Origin of the sequence: Rubrivivax sp. JA1026 (assembly GCF_011065555.1) — a bacterium.
In the GTDB taxonomy this organism is placed as follows: Bacteria; Pseudomonadota; Gammaproteobacteria; order Burkholderiales; family Burkholderiaceae_C; genus Rubrivivax; species Rubrivivax benzoatilyticus.
This window is the reverse complement of sequence record NZ_JAALCQ010000002.1, coordinates 366,289-384,958: the sequence shown is the minus strand read 5'-3', so window position 1 is coordinate 384,958 and position 18,670 is coordinate 366,289. Positions and strand designations below refer to the sequence as shown.

31 protein-coding genes and 1 tRNA gene are annotated in these 18,670 nt (G+C 65.4%); 1 reads left to right on the top strand and 31 read right to left on the bottom strand.

Features of this window, described 5'->3' with window-relative positions; genetic code table 11:
• Nucleotides 1–100 precede the first annotated feature (100 nt).
• Complete coding sequence (gene brxL / locus G5B56_RS05525; protein ID WP_206023489.1) at nucleotides 101–2,146, top strand: protease Lon-related BREX system protein BrxL; 2,046 nt, start codon at nucleotides 101–103, stop codon at nucleotides 2,144–2,146.
• 241 nt (nucleotides 2,147–2,387) lie between these two features.
• On the opposite strand, the gene G5B56_RS05520 is transcribed toward brxL, so the two are convergent.
• The 31 genes from G5B56_RS05520 to rplC all read right to left on the bottom strand — a co-directional run bounded on the left by G5B56_RS05520 (nucleotide 2,388) and on the right by rplC (nucleotide 18,527).
• Nucleotides 2,388–2,464 (bottom strand) — tRNA-Met (locus G5B56_RS05520).
• A 71-nt stretch (nucleotides 2,465–2,535) separates the two neighbouring features.
• A complete protein-coding gene (locus G5B56_RS05515; RefSeq protein WP_164962551.1) occupies nucleotides 2,536–3,492 on the bottom strand; it encodes a hypothetical protein in 957 nt (318 codons plus the stop codon).
• Between the two features lie 226 nt (nucleotides 3,493–3,718).
• Nucleotides 3,719–4,111: a 50S ribosomal protein L17 gene (rplQ, locus tag G5B56_RS05510; protein ID WP_009855685.1), complete on the bottom strand. Its 393-nt coding sequence runs from the start codon at nucleotides 4,109–4,111 to the stop codon at nucleotides 3,719–3,721.
• A gap of 146 nt (nucleotides 4,112–4,257) precedes the next feature.
• Nucleotides 4,258–5,244, bottom strand: coding sequence for a DNA-directed RNA polymerase subunit alpha (locus tag G5B56_RS05505; protein WP_009855684.1), 987 nt, complete (start codon nucleotides 5,242–5,244; stop codon nucleotides 4,258–4,260).
• A 157-nt stretch (nucleotides 5,245–5,401) separates the two neighbouring features.
• Entirely contained in the window at nucleotides 5,402–6,025 is a 624-nt protein-coding gene (rpsD, locus tag G5B56_RS05500) for a 30S ribosomal protein S4 (protein ID WP_009855683.1), read from the bottom strand.
• Nucleotides 6,026–6,246: 221 nt separating this feature from the next.
• Nucleotides 6,247–6,651 carry a 30S ribosomal protein S11 gene (gene rpsK, locus G5B56_RS05495; protein WP_009855682.1) on the bottom strand — a complete coding sequence of 135 codons (405 nt, stop codon included), beginning with the start codon at nucleotides 6,649–6,651 and terminating at the stop codon, nucleotides 6,247–6,249.
• Nucleotides 6,652–6,679: 28 nt separating this feature from the next.
• Nucleotides 6,680–7,045 carry a 30S ribosomal protein S13 gene (gene rpsM / locus G5B56_RS05490; protein WP_009855681.1) on the bottom strand — a complete coding sequence of 122 codons (366 nt, stop codon included), beginning with the start codon at nucleotides 7,043–7,045 and terminating at the stop codon, nucleotides 6,680–6,682.
• Nucleotides 7,046–7,061: 16 nt separating this feature from the next.
• Nucleotides 7,062–7,175 (bottom strand): 50S ribosomal protein L36, encoded by a 114-nt coding sequence (gene rpmJ, locus G5B56_RS05485; protein ID WP_009548427.1) that lies wholly within the window; start codon nucleotides 7,173–7,175, stop codon nucleotides 7,062–7,064.
• Between the two features lie 16 nt (nucleotides 7,176–7,191).
• Nucleotides 7,192–7,410: a translation initiation factor IF-1 gene (infA, locus tag G5B56_RS05480; protein ID WP_009855680.1), complete on the bottom strand. Its 219-nt coding sequence runs from the start codon at nucleotides 7,408–7,410 to the stop codon at nucleotides 7,192–7,194.
• A gap of 6 nt (nucleotides 7,411–7,416) precedes the next feature.
• On the bottom strand, nucleotides 7,417–8,727 hold the full coding sequence (gene secY, locus G5B56_RS05475; protein WP_009855679.1) for a preprotein translocase subunit SecY: 1,311 nt from the start codon (nucleotides 8,725–8,727) through the stop codon (nucleotides 7,417–7,419).
• Between the two features lie 15 nt (nucleotides 8,728–8,742).
• Complete coding sequence (gene rplO, locus G5B56_RS05470; RefSeq protein ID WP_009855678.1) at nucleotides 8,743–9,174, bottom strand: 50S ribosomal protein L15; 432 nt, start codon at nucleotides 9,172–9,174, stop codon at nucleotides 8,743–8,745.
• The gene (gene rpmD / locus G5B56_RS05465; protein ID WP_009855677.1) at nucleotides 9,174–9,356 is read right to left on the bottom strand and encodes a 50S ribosomal protein L30; all 183 of its coding nucleotides are present in this window, start codon (nucleotides 9,354–9,356) and stop codon (nucleotides 9,174–9,176) included. Before rpmD ends, rplO begins: the two co-directional genes overlap by 1 nt.
• A 20-nt stretch (nucleotides 9,357–9,376) precedes the next feature.
• Nucleotides 9,377–9,895 carry a 30S ribosomal protein S5 gene (gene rpsE, locus G5B56_RS05460; protein ID WP_009855676.1) on the bottom strand — a complete coding sequence of 173 codons (519 nt, stop codon included), beginning with the start codon at nucleotides 9,893–9,895 and terminating at the stop codon, nucleotides 9,377–9,379.
• 22 nt (nucleotides 9,896–9,917) lie between these two features.
• On the bottom strand, nucleotides 9,918–10,280 hold the full coding sequence (gene rplR / locus G5B56_RS05455; protein WP_009855675.1) for a 50S ribosomal protein L18: 363 nt from the start codon (nucleotides 10,278–10,280) through the stop codon (nucleotides 9,918–9,920).
• 10 nt (nucleotides 10,281–10,290) lie between these two features.
• Nucleotides 10,291–10,824, bottom strand: coding sequence for a 50S ribosomal protein L6 (gene rplF / locus G5B56_RS05450; protein WP_164962550.1), 534 nt, complete (start codon nucleotides 10,822–10,824; stop codon nucleotides 10,291–10,293).
• A 16-nt stretch (nucleotides 10,825–10,840) separates the two neighbouring features.
• Nucleotides 10,841–11,236: a 30S ribosomal protein S8 gene (gene rpsH, locus G5B56_RS05445; protein WP_009855673.1), complete on the bottom strand. Its 396-nt coding sequence runs from the start codon at nucleotides 11,234–11,236 to the stop codon at nucleotides 10,841–10,843.
• A gap of 27 nt (nucleotides 11,237–11,263) precedes the next feature.
• A complete protein-coding gene (gene rpsN, locus G5B56_RS05440) occupies nucleotides 11,264–11,569 on the bottom strand; it encodes a 30S ribosomal protein S14 (protein WP_009855672.1) in 306 nt (101 codons plus the stop codon).
• Between the two features lie 9 nt (nucleotides 11,570–11,578).
• Nucleotides 11,579–12,142: a 50S ribosomal protein L5 gene (rplE, locus tag G5B56_RS05435; RefSeq protein ID WP_029719005.1), complete on the bottom strand. Its 564-nt coding sequence runs from the start codon at nucleotides 12,140–12,142 to the stop codon at nucleotides 11,579–11,581.
• A 5-nt stretch (nucleotides 12,143–12,147) separates the two neighbouring features.
• Nucleotides 12,148–12,462, bottom strand: coding sequence for a 50S ribosomal protein L24 (gene rplX, locus G5B56_RS05430; protein WP_009855670.1), 315 nt, complete (start codon nucleotides 12,460–12,462; stop codon nucleotides 12,148–12,150).
• Between the two features lie 30 nt (nucleotides 12,463–12,492).
• Complete coding sequence (rplN, locus tag G5B56_RS05425) at nucleotides 12,493–12,861, bottom strand: 50S ribosomal protein L14 (protein ID WP_009855669.1); 369 nt, start codon at nucleotides 12,859–12,861, stop codon at nucleotides 12,493–12,495.
• 211 nt (nucleotides 12,862–13,072) lie between these two features.
• Nucleotides 13,073–13,582 carry a peroxiredoxin gene (locus G5B56_RS05420; protein WP_164962549.1) on the bottom strand — a complete coding sequence of 170 codons (510 nt, stop codon included), beginning with the start codon at nucleotides 13,580–13,582 and terminating at the stop codon, nucleotides 13,073–13,075.
• Nucleotides 13,583–13,671: 89 nt separating this feature from the next.
• Nucleotides 13,672–13,953 (bottom strand): 30S ribosomal protein S17, encoded by a 282-nt coding sequence (rpsQ, locus tag G5B56_RS05415; RefSeq protein ID WP_009855667.1) that lies wholly within the window; start codon nucleotides 13,951–13,953, stop codon nucleotides 13,672–13,674.
• A complete protein-coding gene (gene rpmC / locus G5B56_RS05410) occupies nucleotides 13,950–14,147 on the bottom strand; it encodes a 50S ribosomal protein L29 (protein ID WP_009855666.1) in 198 nt (65 codons plus the stop codon). The genes rpsQ and rpmC overlap by 4 nt, the downstream gene beginning before the upstream one ends.
• A 16-nt stretch (nucleotides 14,148–14,163) precedes the next feature.
• Nucleotides 14,164–14,580, bottom strand: coding sequence for a 50S ribosomal protein L16 (gene rplP, locus G5B56_RS05405; protein WP_009855665.1), 417 nt, complete (start codon nucleotides 14,578–14,580; stop codon nucleotides 14,164–14,166).
• Between the two features lie 2 nt (nucleotides 14,581–14,582).
• Entirely contained in the window at nucleotides 14,583–15,452 is an 870-nt protein-coding gene (rpsC, locus tag G5B56_RS05400; RefSeq protein WP_009855664.1) for a 30S ribosomal protein S3, read from the bottom strand.
• A 15-nt stretch (nucleotides 15,453–15,467) separates the two neighbouring features.
• Nucleotides 15,468–15,797, bottom strand: coding sequence for a 50S ribosomal protein L22 (gene rplV, locus G5B56_RS05395; RefSeq protein ID WP_009855663.1), 330 nt, complete (start codon nucleotides 15,795–15,797; stop codon nucleotides 15,468–15,470).
• A gap of 13 nt (nucleotides 15,798–15,810) precedes the next feature.
• Nucleotides 15,811–16,086 (bottom strand): 30S ribosomal protein S19, encoded by a 276-nt coding sequence (gene rpsS / locus G5B56_RS05390; protein ID WP_009855662.1) that lies wholly within the window; start codon nucleotides 16,084–16,086, stop codon nucleotides 15,811–15,813.
• Between the two features lie 11 nt (nucleotides 16,087–16,097).
• On the bottom strand, nucleotides 16,098–16,922 hold the full coding sequence (gene rplB / locus G5B56_RS05385) for a 50S ribosomal protein L2 (RefSeq protein ID WP_009855661.1): 825 nt from the start codon (nucleotides 16,920–16,922) through the stop codon (nucleotides 16,098–16,100).
• Nucleotides 16,922–17,239: a 50S ribosomal protein L23 gene (rplW, locus tag G5B56_RS05380; RefSeq protein ID WP_009855660.1), complete on the bottom strand. Its 318-nt coding sequence runs from the start codon at nucleotides 17,237–17,239 to the stop codon at nucleotides 16,922–16,924. The genes rplB and rplW overlap by 1 nt, the downstream gene beginning before the upstream one ends.
• Nucleotides 17,236–17,856 (bottom strand): 50S ribosomal protein L4, encoded by a 621-nt coding sequence (gene rplD, locus G5B56_RS05375; protein ID WP_009855659.1) that lies wholly within the window; start codon nucleotides 17,854–17,856, stop codon nucleotides 17,236–17,238. Before rplD ends, rplW begins: the two co-directional genes overlap by 4 nt.
• Nucleotides 17,856–18,527: a 50S ribosomal protein L3 gene (gene rplC / locus G5B56_RS05370; protein WP_009855658.1), complete on the bottom strand. Its 672-nt coding sequence runs from the start codon at nucleotides 18,525–18,527 to the stop codon at nucleotides 17,856–17,858. The genes rplD and rplC overlap by 1 nt, the downstream gene beginning before the upstream one ends.
• Nucleotides 18,528–18,670: the final 143 nt, after the last annotated feature.

Sequence of the window (18,670 nt, the reverse complement as noted above, 5' to 3'; positions counted from 1 at the left end):
GACGACTACGCCAGGCGCGGCTCCACTGCCTCGCCACCTGGCCCCGAGATAGAGAAGGCGGGCGACCGGCCCAAGACAGGTCGCAGATGGGTGATTGACGATGCAACTCGATGACTTGGACAGGAAGGCGACCACCGCCTTCGAGGGCTACGTGGTTCGGAAGGACCTGGTGCGGACCTTCAGCCGCCAGTTTCCTGTGCCCACGTACGTGGTCGAGTTCCTGCTGGGGCGCTACTGCGCCACGACCGACGAGGCGGAAATTCAGGAGGGCCTGGATATCGTGCAGCGGCAGCTGGCTTCGCGCACGGTGAAGGCGGGTGAGGAGGAGCTGTTCAAAGCCCGCGCCCGCGAGTCGGGGTCCGTGAAGGTCATCGACATCATCACGGCTAGGCTGGACTCGAAAACCGACTCCTACGTGGCGTCGCTCCCCAGTCTGCGACTCAACGATGTGCGCCTGACGCCGGAGATGGTGAAGGACAACGAGCGGATGCTCACTGGCGGCTTCTACGCCGAGGTGACGCTCGGCTACGACGCCTCCATCGCCCAGGAGAAAGGCGGACGCCCGTTCGGCGTCGACGCCCTGCGAGCCATTCAGCTCTCCAAGCGCGAGGTGCTGGATGTGCTGGCCAAGGGGCGGGAGCAGTTCTCGACGGCCGAATGGCGCGACCTGCTGCTGCGCAGCGTGGGCTTCGAGCCCGAAACCCTGTCCGAGCGCGCGAAAGACGCGCTGCTGCTGCGCATGGTGCCGTTCGTCGAGCGCAACTACAACCTGGTCGAGCTCGGCCCCCGTGGCACCGGCAAGTCGCACCTTTTCCAGCAGGTCTCGCCTTACGCGCATCTCATCTCCGGCGGCAAGGCCACGGTGGCGCGCATGTTCGTCAACAACGCCAGTGGCCAGCGCGGCTTGGTTTGCCAGTACGACGTGGTGTGCTTCGACGAGGTGTCGGGTGTCTCCTTCGACCAGAAGGACGGCGTCAACATCATGAAGGGCTACATGGAAAGCGGTGAGTTCAGCCGTGGCAAGGAGAGCATCCGCGCCGACGGCTCCATCGTGCTCGTGGGCAACTTCGACGTCGATGTGGAGCATCAGCAGCGCATCGGCCACCTCTTCGGACCCCTGCCGCCCGAGATGCGGGACGACACGGCGTTCATGGACCGCATCCACTGCTTCCTGCCGGGCTGGGACGTGCCCAAGCTAAACCCGACCCTGTTCACGGCTCACTTCGGCCTGGTGAGCGACTTCCTGTCGGAGTGCTTCACACAGTTGCGCAACCAGAGCCGCGTCTCGTCACTGCAGGGACGCGTGCGCTGGGGAGGCGCGCTGTCGGGCCGCGACCTCAATGGTGTCAACAAGACTGTCAGCGGACTGCTGAAGCTCCTCTACCCGGGTTCCGAGATGGCAGTCGCAGAAGAAGACCTGGAATGGGCGGTACGACTGGCGCTGGAAGTGCGCCGCCGCGTGAAGGAGCAGCAGAAGCGCATCGGTGCGGCGGAGTTTCGCAACACGCACTTCAGCTACACGCTGGGCGCCGAGGGTGTCGAGAAGTTCGTTAGCACCCCGGAGTTGCAGAGCCAGGGCGGCATCGGCGATGAGCCGCTCGAGTGCGGCCAGGTCTGGGTGCTGAGCCCGGGTGGAGATGAGGACCATCCGGGTCTGTTCCGACTCGAGGTGAATGAGGGGCCTGGCAGCGGCGTGCGCGTGTTGAACAACCCGGTGCCGGCGCCGTTCAAGGAGTCCATCCGCTGCGCAGAGCAGAACCTGTACGCGAGGGCGCAGCAGTTGGTTGGCGACCGGGACCCGCGGTCGCACGAGTTCTCTGTTCAGCTTCGAGGTTTCGATGCCGCCAAGGCCGGCGCCAAGACCGGTGTGGGGGCGCTCATCGCACTATCTAGCGCGCTGCTGAAGAAGTCTGTCCGCGGGGGCTTGGTGGTTGTCGGCGAGGTCACGCTCGGCGGCACCATCGAGCCGATACACAACGCTGTGACGCTGGCTGAGATTGCCGTCGAAAAGGGCGCCAAGTCGCTGCTGCTGCCTGTCTCGTGCCGGCGCCAGCTTTTCGAACTATCAGATGAGATGGCAACTCGGCTCGACATCGAGTTCTATCAGGACGGGCGGGATGCGCTGCTGAAGGCGCTTTCCGACTGAGGCTCACAGCCGCCGCCTTGATCGAGAAGCGGCAGCCACTTCAACGCGGCGACGGGGTCAGCGGCCGGTTCTGACCCAGCGGCCCTTCAGCCGGAGTCGACACAGCGCCCAAGGGTCATGTCGCCGCAACGCGATCGTTGTGACGACACAGACCCCGTCACAAACCTCGTCACAGAGGTCCAGAAACGACAAAGCCCGCTCAAGGCGGGCCTTGTAAGTGCTTGTCGGCACTGAAGAATTTTGGTTGCGGGGGCAAGATTTGAACTTGCGACCTTTGGGTTATGAGCCCAACGAGCTACCAGACTGCTCCACCCCGCGACTGAGACAGTGACTATAACATGCTTTTTTCGCAACGCGCTAGTACCCGCAGCTGATGACGCCTCATGCGTTCAGACGCGATAGCGGCCGGTCCACTCGAAGTACATCCACCAGCCGTGGCCCAGCGCGAGGCCGATCGGAAGCGCCCACAGCACGACGGCGGCGACCGAGCGCACCCGCACGGGCAGCGGCCGCATCGCTCGTGCACCGGCCACGGCGCTCCAGACGGCGCCAGCGGCGAGAGCCGTGGCCCGCAGCACCGGGAGCACATCCAGCACGACACCCTCCCCCCGGAGGTACGACGCCGACGCCTCGGTGAGGCCGAGCGTCAGAATCACGATGCCCAGCGGCACCAGGCTTCTGGCGACACACAGTCGATCGGTGGCGGACAGGGCCGCAGCAGCGGCCACCAGCGACCAGACGGCAAAGCCCAGCGCGAGTCCGCCGCCGTGCCAGAGCGCCACGGAGATCATGTCGAGCCACACGATCTGGCTCTCCGCCATCGGCCAGCGCTGCAGCCAGACGTCGGCCAGCGTTTGGCGCAAGGCGACGAACGCCGGATTGGCCGACCACTGCAGGTACGCCGGGACCAGGCCGTACAGCAACACGATGACGAGGTCCGGCCTGCACACCCACACGCGCCGCGACGACAGCGCCGTCGCCGCCAGCAGCGGCAGCAGCAATCCCCAGGTGAGGTAGCGCAGCGCCAGGCTGGTCCGGTCCACGGCGGTCGCCTTCACTGGCGGCCGGGGCATCAGCTGGGGCACGGCGACGTCGCCAGGCGAGCAGGCCTCCCCTTCGACAAAACTCTCGGCGCCCCACCCGTCCGAGAACAGCCGCGCATCGTCATGCGGCGCCGGCAGGAAGGCGAGCAGGATCAGCAGGGCCGCGAGGAGGATCGCTCCAGACACGAAGGCCGCTTCCGCCGAAGACAGGCGCAGCCTCGTCGCGAGCCATCGGCGAACCGTGCTCCACGGCGTTGTTGCGGTTACGCCGGTCAGCACCAGGGCGTCGGTTCGCTTGATCACACCCGAAGTCTAGATGCGACGCATTCTCATCGATTGGCGCAGATCAGCCCGCTGCCGGACTCGTGGCTTTGACGGCTCGGAACGGAGATCGGTGAAAGCGCCAGGTCTGCGGCCGCGAGGCCGCAGACCGCATGCCGGCGGGGAGCCGGCAGACGCCGCATCGCGCGGCGCCCCGAAAAGCAAAACGGCCGTCGAAATCGACGGCCGTCTGTTAGGCTGAATCGGCTTATTCGGCCGCTTCGGTGGTCTCTTCGGCCGGTTCCGGACGATCGACCAGCTCGACGAAGGCCATCGGCGCGTTGTCGCCGACGCGGAAGCCCATCTTCAGGATGCGGGTGTAGCCGCCCGGACGGGTGGCGTAGCGCGGGCCGAGTTCGTTGAACAGCTTGGTGACCACTTCGCGGTCGCGGGTGCGGTCGAACGCCAGGCGGCGGTTGGCCAGCGTCGGGGTCTTGCCCAGCGTGATCAGCGGCTCGACGACGGCGCGCAGTTCCTTGGCCTTCGGCACGGTCGTCTTGATCGCCTCGTGGCGGATCAGCGAGTTGGCCATGTTGCGCAGCATCGCGAGGCGATGGCTGCTGGTGCGGTTCAGTTTGCGAAGTCCGTGGCGGTGGCGCATGGCGCGTTCCTTCTTTGGTTATGACACCCCGGCCGTGTCAGGTACCGAGGCTGGACCGGGGCCGCGGGGCCCCTATCGACACCGCGGCTCCCGTCACCGGGAGCCGCAGCGGTTTCTTGCAGCGGGGCCGCGAGCGGCCCGCGATCTCAACGCTTGTCGAGACCTTGCGGCGGCCAGTTTTCCAGGCGCGCACCCAGGGTCAGGCCGCGCGAGGCCAGCACTTCCTTGATCTCGTTGAGCGACTTGCGACCCAGGTTCGGGGTCTTCAGCAGCTCGGTCTCGGTGCGCTGGATCAGGTCGCCGATGTAGTAGATGTTCTCGGCCTTCAGGCAGTTGGCCGAACGCACCGTCAGTTCGAGCTCGTCGACCGGACGCAGCAGGATCGGGTCGAAGTTCGGCGTGCGCTGCGGCTGCGGCTCGAAGATGTCGCTGACCTGGCCTTCGAGCTGCGCGAACACGGCGAGCTGTTCGACGAGGATCTTGGCCGACTGGCGGATCGCTTCTTCCGGCGTGATGGCGCCGTTGGTCTCGATCTCCATGACCAGCTTGTCGAGGTCGGTGCGCTGCTCGACGCGGGCGTTCTCGACCGCGTAGCTGACGCGCTTGACCGGCGAGAACGACGCATCGAGGACGATGCGGCCGATGGCCTTGGTCGCCTCGTCGCCGTAGCGGCGCAGGTTGCCCGGCACGTAGCCGCGGCCCTTCTCGACCTTGATCTGCATGTCGAGCTTGCCGCCTTGCGACAGGTGCGCGATCACGTGATCGGGGTTGATGATCTCGACGTCGTGCGGCGTCTGGATGTCGGCCGCGGTGACTGCGCCTTCACCTTCCTTGCGCAGCACCAGCGTGACCTCGTCGCGGTTGTGCAGACGGAACACCACGCCCTTCAGGTTGAGCATGATGTGGACGACGTCTTCCTGCACGCCGTCGATCGCGGAGTACTCGTGCAGCACGCCGGCGATCGTGACCTCCGTCGGCGCGTAGCCCACCATCGACGACAGCAGCACGCGGCGCAGCGCGTTGCCCAGCGTGTGGCCGTAGCCGCGCTCGAACGGTTCGAGCACCGCCTTGGCGCGGTAGCCGCCGAGCGGCTCGACGTGAATGGCCTTGGGCTTCAGAAGAGTGGTTTGCATGGAGTGTGTGGTTTCCTGTCAATACCCTCGGCTCGTTACACCGATAAGGCTGATGGACCGCCGGGCTTTGTGTAGGGGCCGCTTCGCGCCCGGCAGGCGAAACGCCAGATGGGGACAACCGCAGAGGCGGCGGCCGGCACGGGCCGGCCGCGACCGATCAGCGGCTGTAGAGTTCGACGATCAGCGCTTCCTTGATCTCGGCGCCGAACTGGTCACGATCCGGGACCTTCTTGAACACGCCTTCCATCTTGGTGGCGTCGACCTGCACCCACTCGCACTGGCCGATGGTCTGCGCCAGCTTCAGGGCGTCCTGGACGCGCAGCTGGTTCTTGGCCTTCTCGCGCACGGCGACGACGTCGCCGGCCTTGACCATGTACGACGGGATGTTGACGACCTGGCCGTTGACCGTGATCGCCTTGTGCGACACGAGTTGGCGCGACTCGGCGCGGGTCGAGCCGAAGCCCATGCGGTAGACGACGTTGTCCAGGCGCGACTCGAGCAGCGCGAGCAGGTTCGAGCCGGTGTTGCCCTTGCGGCGCTCGGCTTCGGCGAAGTAGCGGCGGAACTGGCGCTCCAGCACGCCGTACATGCGCTTGACCTTCTGCTTCTCGCGCAGCTGAACACCGTAGTCGGAGGTGCGCGAACCGCTGGTGCGGCCGTGCTGACCCGGCTTGCTGTCGAACTTGGCCTTGTCGCCGATCGAGCGGCGGGCGCTCTTCAGGAACAGGTCGGTGCCTTCACGGCGGGAGAGCTTGGCCTTCGGGCCGAGGTAACGTGCCACTGGATATCCTTGGTTGTTGCTGACGCGGCAGACTCCGCCGTCAGGCGGAGACCCGCGCGAGTCCTGCGCAGACGAATCGCTTCGTGCTCGGGGCGCGGACGGTGGGCTTGGGGTTCAAGGCCGGAACCTTGAGGAAAACAGCCGGCGTGCACAGTCAGTGCCGCCGGCGTGAGAGAAACCGCGAATTCTAGCACCGGCAGGACGAGCCTGCCGGCGACGCATCAGATGCGACGGCGCTTCTGGGGACGGCAGCCGTTGTGCGGGACCGGCGTCACGTCGCTGATCGACGTGATGCGGATGCCCAGCGACGCCAGCGCACGAACGCTGGACTCGCGACCCGGGCCCGGGCCCTTGATGCGCACGTCCAGGTTCTTGATGCCCTGTTCCTGCGCGGCACGGCCGGCGTTCTCGGCGGCAACCTGGGCAGCGAACGGCGTGCTCTTGCGCGAGCCCTTGAAGCCCTGGCCACCGCTGGAGGCCCACGCCAGCGAACCGCCTTGGCGGTCCGTGATCGTGATGATGGTGTTGTTGAACGACGCGTGGACGTGGGCAATGCCGTCCGCAATGTTCTTGCGGATCTTCTTGCTGACGCGACGCGCGGCGTTGTTGACGGGGGACTTGGCCATGTAGATCTTCCTCGTGCGTGGCGGCGGCTTACTTCTTCAGCGCGGCGGCACCCTTGCGCGGACCCTTGCGGGTGCGGGCATTGGTGCGGGTGCGCTGGCCGCGCACCGGCAGGCCGCGGCGGTGACGGAAGCCACGGTAGCAACCGAGGTCCATCAGACGCTTGATGTTGATGGACAGCTCGCGGCGCAGGTCGCCTTCGATGGTCAGACGGCCGATTTCCTCGCGGATCTTCTCCAGCTCGGAATCGTTCAGGTCCTTGACCTTCTTCGAGTAGGGAATGCCCACCGAGTCGCAGATCTTCTGCGCCGTCGTACGGCCGATGCCGTAGATCGAGGTCAGGCCGATTTCCGCGTGCTTGTGCGGCGGGATGTTGATGCCGGCGATACGTGCCATGTTCTTCCTCTGACTATCAGCCTTGACGCTGCTTGTGGCGCGGGTCGGTGCAGATCACGCGCACGACGCCCTTGCGTCGGATGATCTTGCAGTTGCGGCACATCTTCTTGACCGAAGCTGCGACTTTCATGGTCTTCTCCTTGACCTCACTTGGCGCGGAAAACGATCCGCGCGCGACTCAAATCGTAGGGGGTGAGTTCGACCGTCACCTTGTCACCCGGAAGGATTCGGATGTAGTGCATCCGCATCTTTCCGGAGATGTGGCCGAGCACAACGTGCCCGTTCTCCAGCTTCACTCGGAAGGTGGCGTTGGGGAGGTTCTCAAGAATCTCCCCCTGCATCTGAATGACGTCGTCCTTCGCCATCTCGCATCAGCCCGCCTTGAAGTTCGCCTTCTTGAGCAGGCTCTCATACTGCTGGCTCATCACGTAGGACTGGACCTGAGCCCAGAAATCCATCGTCACGACCACGATGATCAGCAGCGAGGTGCCCCCGAAGTAGAACGGGACGTTGTACTTCAGAACCAGGAACTCGGGCAGCAGGCACACCGCCGTGATGTACACCGCGCCGGCCAGCGTCAGACGCGACAGGATGCGATCGATGTACTTCGCGGTCTGGTCACCCGGACGGATGCCCGGGATGAACGCGCCACTCTTCTTCAGGTTGTCGGCGGTCTCGCGGCTGTTGAACACGAGCGCCGTGTAGAAGAAGCAGAAGAACACGATCATGCCCGCATAGAGCATCACGTAGATCGGCTGCCCTGGCGACAGAGCCGCCGAGATGTCCTTCAGCCAGCGCAGACCTTCCCCGGTGGCGAACCAGCCGACGATGGTCGCGGGCAGCAGGATGATCGACGACGCGAAGATCGGCGGGATCACGCCCGACATGTTCAGCTTCAGCGGCAGGTGCGACGACTGGCCGCCGTACACCTTGTTCCCGACCTGGCGCTTGGCGTAGTTCACCAGGATCTTGCGCTGACCCCGCTCGACGAACACCACGACGAAGGTGACGGCGACGACAACCGCGCAGATGAACAGGCTGGCGATGATGCTCATCGCGCCGGTGCGAACCAGCTCGAAGAGCCCGCCGATGGCGCTCGGCAGCCCGGCGACGATGCCGGCGAAGATCAGGATCGAGATGCCGTTGCCCAGACCGCGTTCCGTGATCTGCTCGCCCAGCCACATCAGGAACATCGTGCCGGCCACCAGGCTGACCACCGCCGTCATGCGGAAGCCGAAGCCCGGCGAGAGCACCAGACCTTGCGAACCCTCGAGCGCCAGGGCGATGCCCAGGCTCTGGAAGATCGCCAGGAACAGCGTGCCGTAGCGCGTGTACTGCGTGATCTTGCGGCGACCCGCCTCGCCTTCCTTCTTCAGCGCCTCGAGCGAGGGCACGACGTAGGTCATCAGTTGCATGATGATCGACGCCGAGATGTAGGGCATGATGCCCAGCGCGAAGACGGTGAAGCGCGACAGGGCGCCGCCGCTGAACATGTTGAACAGGTTCAGGATGCCGCCGCCCTGACCCTGAAACAGCTGCTGCAGCTGGTTCGGGTCGATGCCGGGCACCGGAATGTGCGCACCGATGCGGTAGACCACCAAGGCCAGCAGCAGGAAGACGATCCGGCGACGGAGGTCGCCGAATTTCCCGCTCTTGGCCAGCTGGTTCGCGGAGGTTGCCACGGGCTGCGAGTCCCTTTAGGCGAACGTGCCGCCGACGGCCTCGATCGCGGCCTTGGCGCCGGCGGTCGCGCCGATGCCCTTGAGCGTCACCTTGCGGGTGATCTCGCCGCTCTTGACGACCTTGACCTGCTTGACGATCTGGCGCACCAGGCCAGCCGCCTTGAGCACGAGCAGATCGACCTCGTCGACGCCCAGCGTCTCGAGTTCGGCCAGCGTGACTTCGCCGTTGTACTTCAGTTGCTGCGACTTGAAGCCGCGCTTGGGCAGGCGGCGTTGCAGCGGCATCTGGCCGCCTTCGAAGCCGACCTTGTGGAAGCCACCGGCACGAGACTTCTGGCCCTTGTGACCACGACCGGCGGTCTTGCCCAGACCCGAGCCGATGCCGCGGCCGACGCGACGGCGCGCCTTCTTGCTGCCCTCGGCGGGCTTGAGGTTGTTGATCTGCATTACAGCACCTTCACCAGGTACGAGACCTTGTTGATCATGCCGCGCACGGCAGGCGTGTCTTCCAGGACGCTTTGGCTGTTCAGCTTGCGCAGGCCCAGACCACGCACGGTGGCGCGATGCGATTCGCGCGTACCGGCGATGCTGCGGACGAGCTTGACCGTGAGGGTCTTCTTGTCGGACATGAGGCTTCTCCGGCGCGGGGTCAGTTGAAGAGGTCTTCGACCGACTTGCCACGCTTGGCGGCCACTTCGGCCGGCGTGGTGGAGCGCTTCAGCGCGTTCAGCGTCGCGCGCACCATGTTGTACGGGTTGGTCGAGCCGTGGCTCTTGGCGACGATGTCCGTCACGCCCATCACTTCGAAGACGGCGCGCATCGGGCCGCCGGCGATGATGCCGTCACCCTGCTTGGCCGGGGCCATCAGGACCTTGGCTGCACCGTGTTCGCCTTCGACCTTGTGATGGATCGTGCCGTTCTTCAGCGCGACCTTGACCATGTTGCGGCGGGCCGATTCCATGGCCTTCTGCACCGCAACCGGCACTTCCTTGGCCTTGCCCTTGCCCATGCCGATGCGGCCGTCGCCGTCGCCGACGACGGTCAGCGCAGCGAAGCTCAGCGTGCGGCCACCCTTGACGACCTTCGTGACGCGGTTGACCGCGATCATCTTTTCCTTCAGGCCGTCGTCGTTGCCTTCGGCCTGCTGGCGGGGAGTGAACTTTGCCATTTCGAGTCTTCCTTTGCGCCCGTCAGAACTGCAGGCCGGCTTCGCGAGCCGCCTCGGCCAGCGCCTTGACGCGGCCGTGGTAGGCGAAGCCCGCGCGGTCGAACGCGACCTTCTCGATGCCGGCGGCCTTGGCCTTCTCGGCGATGCGCTTGCCGATCAGGGCTGCCGCGTCGGTGTTGCCACCCTTGCCGGCACCGATCTGCTCACGCACTTCCTTCTCGGCGGTCGAGGCGGAAGCGAGAACCTTGCTGCCGTCTTCCGAGAAGACGTTGGCGTAGATGTGCAGGTTGGAGCGGAAGACGCTCAGGCGAGCGACGCCCTGCTGGGCGATACGCAGCCGGGTCTGGCGCGAACGACGCAGGCGCTGTTCCTTCTTCGTCATCATGGTGCGCTCCTTACTTCTTCTTCGTTTCCTTGAGGATCACGCGCTCGTCCGCATAGCGGATGCCCTTGCCCTTGTACGGCTCGGGCGGACGGAAGGCGCGAACCTCGGAGGCGATCTGACCGACGCGTTGGCGGTCGGCGCCCGAGATGACGATTTCGGTCTGGGTCGGGGTGGCGACCTTGACGCCCTCGGGCATCTCCTTCACCACCGGATGCGAGAAACCGATCTGCAGGTTCAGCTTCTGGCCCTGGGCCTGGGCACGGAAGCCCACGCCGACGAGCGTCAGCTTCTTTTCGAAGCTCTTGGCGACGCCGTTGACCATGTTGGCCACCAGCGCACGCATCGTGCCGCTCATCGCATTGGCCGCGGCCGTGTCGTTGGCGGGCACGAAGCTCAGCTTGCCGGCTTCGTTCTTGATCGTCACGAGCGGGTTCAGGTCGCGCACGAGCGTGCCGTTGGCGCCCTTGACGGTGATCTTGTCGGCCGAGATCGCGACGTCCACGCCTTGCGGGACGGCGACCGGCATCTTTCCTACGCGGGACATGTCGTTCGTCCTTTGTTTAGGCCACGTAGCACAGGACTTCGCCACCGACACCGGTCTGGCGAGCCTTGCGGTCGGTCATCACGCCCTTGGGGGTCGTGACGATCGCCACGCCCAGGCCGTTCATGACCTGCGGAATCTCGTCGCGGCCCTTGTAGATGCGCAGGCCGGGACGGCTGACGCGCTCGATGCGCTCGATCACCGGACGACCGGCGTAGTACTTCAGCGAGATCTCGAGTTCGCTCTTGCCCGCATTGGCCTTCACGACGAAACCGTCGATGTAGCCCTCGTCCTTCAGGACTTGCGCGATCGCGACCTTGAGCTTCGACGACGGCATCGTGACCGCGGCCTTCTCAACGCTCTGGGCGTTGCGAATGCGGGTCAGCATGTCGGCGATGGGATCACTCATGCTCATAAAAAATCTCCTTCGCGGCTACCCGAATCACCAGCTGGCCTTGACCATGCCGGGGATGTCGCCCTTGAAGGCGAGCTCGCGGATCTTGTTGCGGCCCAGGCCGAACATGCGGAACGTGCCGCGCGGACGACCGGTCAGGGCGCAGCGGTTGCGCAGACGGGTCGGGTTGGCGTTGCGGGGCAGCTTCTGCAGTTCAAGACGGGCGGCGTAGCGCTCTTCTTCCGAACGCTGCGCGTCGTCGATGATGGCCTTCAGCTCAGCGTACTTCTTGGCGTACTTGGCGACCAGCTTCTCGCGCTTTTCTTCGCGCTGCTTGAGGGACAGTTTGGCCATGGCTTGCCTTCAGTTCTTGAACGGGAACTTGAACGCGGCGAGCAGCGCCTTGCACTCGTCGTCGCTCTTCGCGCTGGTCGTGATGCTGATGTTCAGCCCGCGGATCGCGTCGATCTTGTCGTACTCGATCTCGGGGAAGATGATCTGTTCCTTGACGCCGATGTTGTAGTTGCCACGGCCGTCGAACGCGCGACCGGAGATACCACGGAAGTCGCGCACGCGCGGCAGCGCCACGGTGACGAAGCGGTCGAGGAATTCATACATGCGCACGCCACGCAGCGTGACCATGCAGCCGATGGGCACGTTCTCGCGGATCTTGAAGCCCGCGATGGCCTTGCGGCTCTTGGTGACGACGGGCTTCTGGCCGGCGATCTTGGTGAGGTCGCCGACGGCGTGGTCCATCACCTTCTTGTCGGCCACGGCCTCGCTCACGCCCATGTTCAGCGTGATCTTCTCGAGGCGCGGAACCTGCATCACCGAGGTGTAGCCGAACTTGGCCATCAGCTCGGGGACGATCTGCTCGCGGTACAGAGCCTGCAGACGCGACGTCGCGGAAGCTTGAGTCTTTGCCATGGTGCTTACGCCTTGATCTCTTCGCCGCTGGACTTGAAGACGCGGGTCTTCTTGTCGCCATCGATCTTGATGCCGACGCGGTCGGCCTTGCCGGTGGCGGCGTTGTAGATGGCGATGTTGGACTGGTGGATCGGCATCGCCTTGTCGATGACGCCGCCGGTCGTGCCCTTCATCGGGTTCGGCTTCACATGCTTCTTGACCATGTTCACGCCGTCGACGATGACGTGATCGTCATCGACGCGCTGCGTCACGGTGCCGCGCTTGCCCTTGTCACGGCCGGTCAGCACGATGACCTGGTCGCCTTTACGAATCTTGTTCATGAGTGTCGAACCTCGAATCTGTCGGTCGCGTCAGAGAACTTCCGGCGCCAGCGACACGATCTTCATGAAGCGCTCGCTGCGCAGTTCGCGCGTGACCGGGCCGAAGATGCGGGTGCCGATCGGCTCGAGCTTGGCGTTGAGCAGCACGGCGGCGTTGCCGTCGAACTTGATCAGCGAGCCGTCCTGGCGACGCACACCCTTGGCGGTGCGAACGACGACGGCCGAATAGACCTCGCCCTTCTTCACGCGACCACGGGGGGCGGCTTCCTTGATGCTGACCTTGATGACGTCGCCGATGCCGGCATAGCGCCGCTTGGAGCCGCCGAGCACCTTGATGCACATGACGGACTTGGCACCCGTGTTGTCGGCCACGTCGAGCCGCGATTGCATTTGGATCATTGTTCGTACCCCAACTTCTCCCCGCGCCACCCGATTGCTCGAGTCTTGCCGGTCAGTCTTGGGCCCGTGTCTGGGTAGATCTGGGCTGATCCGAGCCGGAGGCTTTTTGCCACCCGCACCGCTTGGGTGCTCATGACAGAAGCCGCCATTTCGGCGAAGCCACGGATTATGCCAGCCTTCCGGCCAGCGTGTCAAACGCTCGTTTGCAGAATCAGCAGGGCCGCAGGCGCTGCAGCATCGCCTCGGCGGAACTCGCCTCGAACTTGCCCGGCGCCTCGACGTCGAGCGAGCGCACGATGCCGTCGACGACGAGCATCGCGTAACGCGCCGAGCGCAGCCCCATGCCGCGCGCCGTGAGATCCAGCGTCAGGCCGGCAGCACGCACGAAGTCGCCATTGCCATCGCCCATCATGCGCACCGCGCCACGGGCGCCGAGCTGGCGCCCCCAGGCGCCCATGACGAAGGCGTCGTTGACCGACACGCACCAGACCTCGTCGACGCCGGCGGCACGCAACTCGGCCGCCTTCTCGACGTAACCCGGCACGTGCCGTTCGGAGCACGTCGGCGTGAAGGCGCCCGGCAGACCGAAGACGACGATCGTCCTGCCTGCCGCAGCCGCGCGGACATCGACGGCGTTCGGCCCGAGCGCGCAGCCCTCGGTCGCGACATCGACGTATTCGTGGAGCTGCCCGGCGGGCAGGGGGTCACCGATCTTCAGCATGCGCACTCCTGATGTTCTGGCCGGCGCAATGAAAAACGGCCGGCGCCGGAGTATCCGGCGGCGGCCGTTCGCGAGCAGGCGCGCGGGTCTTAGACCAGCTTCGCCTTCTCGATCAGGCGGGTCACGACCCAGCTCTTGGTCTTGCTGATCGGACGCCCTTCGGCGATTTCGACCAGGTCACCCATCTTGTACTCGCCGTTCTCGTCGTGGGCGTGGTACTTGCGCGAGCGCGCCACGATCTTGCCGTAGAGCTCGTGCGCCGCGCGACGCTCGACCAGGACCGTGACGGTCTTGGCGCGCTTGTCGCTGACGACACGGCCGATCAGCGTCCGGGTGTTCTTCACCGGAGCGGTGGTCTGGGTTTCGCTCATTTCGCGGCCCTCTTCTTCTCGGCCAGGATGGTCTTGGCGCGGGCGATGTCGCGGCGGGTCTTGCCCAGCTGCGAGTTGTTGGTCAGCTGCTGGGTCGCCTTCTGCATGCGCAGGCCGAAATGGGCCTTCAGCAGATCGGAGACTTCCTTCTCCAGCGCCGCGACGTCCTTGGAACGCAGTTCGGATGCCTTCATGTTGCTTCCTTTGGCGTTACAGGCCGACCTGGCGGGCGACGAACGTGCAGCGCAGCGGCAGCTTGGCCGCCGCCAGCGTGAACGCCTCGCGAGCGAGCTGTTCCGGAACGCCGTTGATCTCGTACAGCACCTTGCCCGGCTGGATCTCGGCGACGTAGAACTCGGGGTTGCCCTTGCCGTTACCCATCCGGACTTCCGCCGGCTTCTGCGAAATCGGCTTGTCCGGGAAGATGCGGATGAAGATGCGACCGCCCCGCTTGATGTGACGCGAGATCGCGCGGCGAGCCGCCTCGATCTGGCGCGCGGTGATGCGGCCGCGCTCGGTGGCCTTCAGACCGAACTCGCCGAACGAGACGTTGTTGCCCCGCGTGGCGATGCCGGTGTTGCGGCCCTTGTGTTCCTTACGGAACTTGCGACGTGCAGGTTGCAGCATCGTTATTCTCCTTTGGTCTCGCCGCCGGCAGCCGGAGCGCCGGCGCGACGCACGCGCTTGACGGCCGGACCACCCTTGCCGTCGCCGGCAGGGGCCGCCGACGGAGCACCGTCGGCACGCGGGCCACGATCGCCACCCGGACGGCCACGGCCGGCACCCGGACGGTCACCGCCCGGACGCGGACCACGGCGCGGACGGCGCTCGTCGTCACCTTCGGTCTTCGCCAGCTGCGGCGCTTCGCCGTTGGCCAGGCGGTCACCGCGGTAGACCCACACCTTGACGCCGATGACGCCGTAGGTGGTCTTGGCTTCGGAGAAGCCGTAGTCGATGTCGGCCTTGAGGGTGTGCAGCGGCACGCGACCTTCGCGATACCACTCGGTACGCGCGATCTCGATGCCGTTCAGACGACCGGCGGACATGATCTTGATGCCCTGCGCGCCCAGGCGCATCGCGTTCTGCATCGCGCGCTTCATCGCACGACGGAACATGATGCGCTTCTCGAGCTGCTGGGTGATCGAGTCGGCGATCAGCTGGGCATCGACTTCGGGCTTGCGCACTTCCTCGATGTTGACCGCGACCGGAACGCCGAGGCGCTTGGTCAGCTCGGCCTTCAGGTTCTCGATGTCCTCGCCCTTCTTGCCGATCACGACGCCCGGACGAGCCGAGAAGATCGTGATGCGGGCGTTCTTGGCCGGACGCTCGATCAGGATGCGCGAGACCGCCGCGTTCTTCAGCTTGGTCTTCAGGTAGTCACGAACCTGCAGGTCTTCGGCCAGCATGCCGGCGAAGTTGCGGTTCGAGGCGAACCAGCGCGAGCCCCAGGCCCGCGTGACGCTCAGCCGGAAGCCGGTCGGATGGATTTTTTGTCCCATGTCTTTTCCAGCTCCTCAGTTGCCGACGGTCACGAAGATGTGGCAGGTCGGCTTGCTGATGCGGTTGCCGCGACCCTTCGCACGGGCCGAGAAACGCTTCAGCGTGGCGCCTTGCTCGACGTAGATCGACTTGATCTTCAACTCGTCGATGTCCGCACCGTCGTTGTGCTCCGCGTTGGCCACCGCCGATTCGACCGCCTTCTTGATGATGACGGCCGCCTTCTTCGGCGTGAACGTGAGGATGTTGATCGCCTGGTCGACCTTCTTGCCGCGGATCATGTCCGCCACCAGCCGACCCTTGTCGGCCGAGAGGCGCACACCGCGGACGATTGCCTTGGTTTCCATGCTCTTCGTCCCCTTAGCGCTTGGCCTTCTTGTCGGCCGGGTGACCCTTGAACAGACGGGTCAGCGCGAATTCGCCGAGCTTGTGGCCGACCATCTGGTCGGTCACGTACACGGGAACGTGCTGCTTGCCGTTGTGCACGGCGACGGTCAGGCCGATGAACTCGGGCAGGATCGTCGAACGGCGCGACCAGGTCTTGATCGGCTTCTTGTCCTTGTTGGCGGAGGCCTTCTCGACCTTGGCCATCAGGTGGTGGTCCACGAAGGGACCCTTCTTGAGTGAACGTGCCATGTTCTACGGCCTCACTTCTTGCGGCGCGAGACGATCATCGTCTGCGTGCGCTTGTTGCTGCGCGTACGGTAGCCCTTGGTCAGCGTGTTCCACGGCGACACCTGCGGCTTGCCTTCGCCGGTGCGGCCTTCGCCGCCACCGTGCGGGTGGTCGACCGGGTTCATCGCAACGCCGCGGACGGTCGGACGGATGCCCTTCCAGCGGATCGCACCGGCCTTGCCGTACTGGCGCAGGCTGTGTTCTTCGTTGCTGACCTCGCCGATCGTGGCGCGGCAGTCGATGTGGATCTTGCGCACTTCACCCGAGCGCAGGCGAACCTGTGCGTAGGTGCCTTCGCGCGCCATCAGCGTGACGCTGGCGCCGGCCGAACGCGCGATCTGCGCGCCCTTGCCCGGCAGCATCTCCACGCAGTGGATCGTCGAACCCACGGGGATGTTGCGGATCGGCAGCGTGTTGCCGGCCTTGATCGGGGCTTCCGCGCCCGACAGCAGCGTGGCACCGGCTTCGACACCGCGCGGGGCGATGATGTAGCGGCGCTCGCCGTCGGCGTAGCACAGCAGCGCGATGTGGGCGGTGCGGTTCGGGTCGTACTCGATGCGTTCGACCTTCGCCGGGATGCCGTCCTTGTTGCGCACGAAGTCGACGACGCGGTAGTGGTGCTTGTGGCCACCACCCTTGTGCCGCATCGTGATGTGGCCGTTGTTGTTGCGGCCCGCCTTCTGCTTCTGCGGCTCGAGCAGCGAAGCTTCCGGGGCGCCCTTGTGCAGGTGCTTGTGCACCACCTTCGTCACGGCACGGCGGCCGGGCGACGTCGGCTTGACCTTGATGACAGCCATTACGCAGCCTCCCCGGAGAAGTTGAGCTCCTGGCCCGGCTTCAGCGCCACGTACGCCTTCTTGACGTGATCGCGGCGGCCGATCGTGCGGCCGAAGCGCTTGACCTTGCCCTTCTGCACGGTCGTCGTGACCGAAGCCACCTCGACCTTGAACATCAGTTCCACCGCAGCCTTGATCTCGGGCTTGGTGGCGTCACGCAGGACCTTGAACAGGACCTGGTTGTGCTTCTCGGCGACGCTGGTGGCCTTCTCGGAGATGATCGGAGCGACCAGCACCTTGGCCAGGCGGCCTTCGTCGAACTTTTGCGGGGCGCTCATGCGAACATCTCCTTGAGCTGCTCGATCGCGCCCTTGGTCACCAGGACCTTCTTGTAGAAGACCAGCGACAGCGGATCGGCGTAGCGCGGCTCGACGACGAGTACGTTGGCCAGGTTGCGCGAGGCCAGCGCGAGGTTGTCGTCGATCTGGTCGGCGATCACCATCACCGACTCCAGGCCCATGGCCTTGAGCTTCTGGGCCAGCAGCTTGGTCTTGGGCGCGTCGACGGTCAGCGAGTCCACCACCGCCAGACGGCCGTCACGGGCCAGCTGCGAGAGGATGGACGCCATGCCGGCGCGGTACATCTTCTTGTTGACCTTGTGCGAGAAGTTCTCGTCCGGGCGGTTCGGGAAGATGCGACCACCCCCACGCCACAGCGGCGAGGAGGTCATGCCGGCGCGAGCGCGGCCGGTGCCCTTCTGGCGGAACGGCTTCTTCGTCGAGTGCTTGACCTCGCCGCGGTCGAGCTGGGCGCGGGTGCCCTGGCGCGCGTTGGCTTGGTAGGCAACGACGACCTGGTGCACGAGCGCTTCGTTGTAGTCACGCGCGAACACGGTGTCCGGCGCGTCGACCTTGGCCGTGGCCTGGCCCTGTTCGTTCAGGAGCTCGAGTTGCATCACTGGGCCCCCTTCTTCAGCTTGACCTTGACGGCGGGACGCACGACGACGTGGCCGTTCTTGGCACCCGGAACCGCACCGCGGACGAGCAGCAGCGAACGCGCTTCGTCAACACGGACGATGTCCAGGTTCTGGGTGGTGACGGTCTCGTCGCCCATGTGGCCGGTCATCTTCTTGCCCGGGAACACGCGACCCGGGTCCTGGGCCATCGAGATCGAGCCCGGCACGTTGTGCGAACGGCTGTTGCCGTGCGACGCGCGCTGCGAGCCGAAGTTGTGGCGCTTGATGGTGCCGGCGTAGCCCTTGCCGATCGAGGTGCCTTGCACGTCGACGAGCTGGCCCGCGGCAAACAGGCTCACCGGCACGACGGCGCCCGGCTGGTACTGCCCGGCGATCTCGGCGGTGACGCGGAATTCCTTCAGGACTTCGCCCGCTTCGACACCAGCCTTGGCCAGGTGACCCGCTTCGGGCTTGTTGACGCGGCTCGCCTTGCGGGCGCCGAACGCGACTTGCAGCGCGCTGTAGCCGTCGGTGGCCACCGTCTTGACTTGCGTGACGCGGTTGTTGGACACGTCGAGCACCGTCACGGGGATGGCGTCGCCATCGTCCGTGAAGATGCGCATCATGCCCACCTTGCGGCCCAGCAAGCCGAGCTGTTCGCTCATGCTCATGGTCATTTCTCCAGCGCCCGACTTGGCGGAAGGACGCCTTTGTTCACGATCCCGACAACGATTGGCCGGGGTGATGTCCTGACGGGCCCGTGGAAACACCCACGAAACCCATGCGGACGAAATCCCCGAGCCCGGCCCATCGA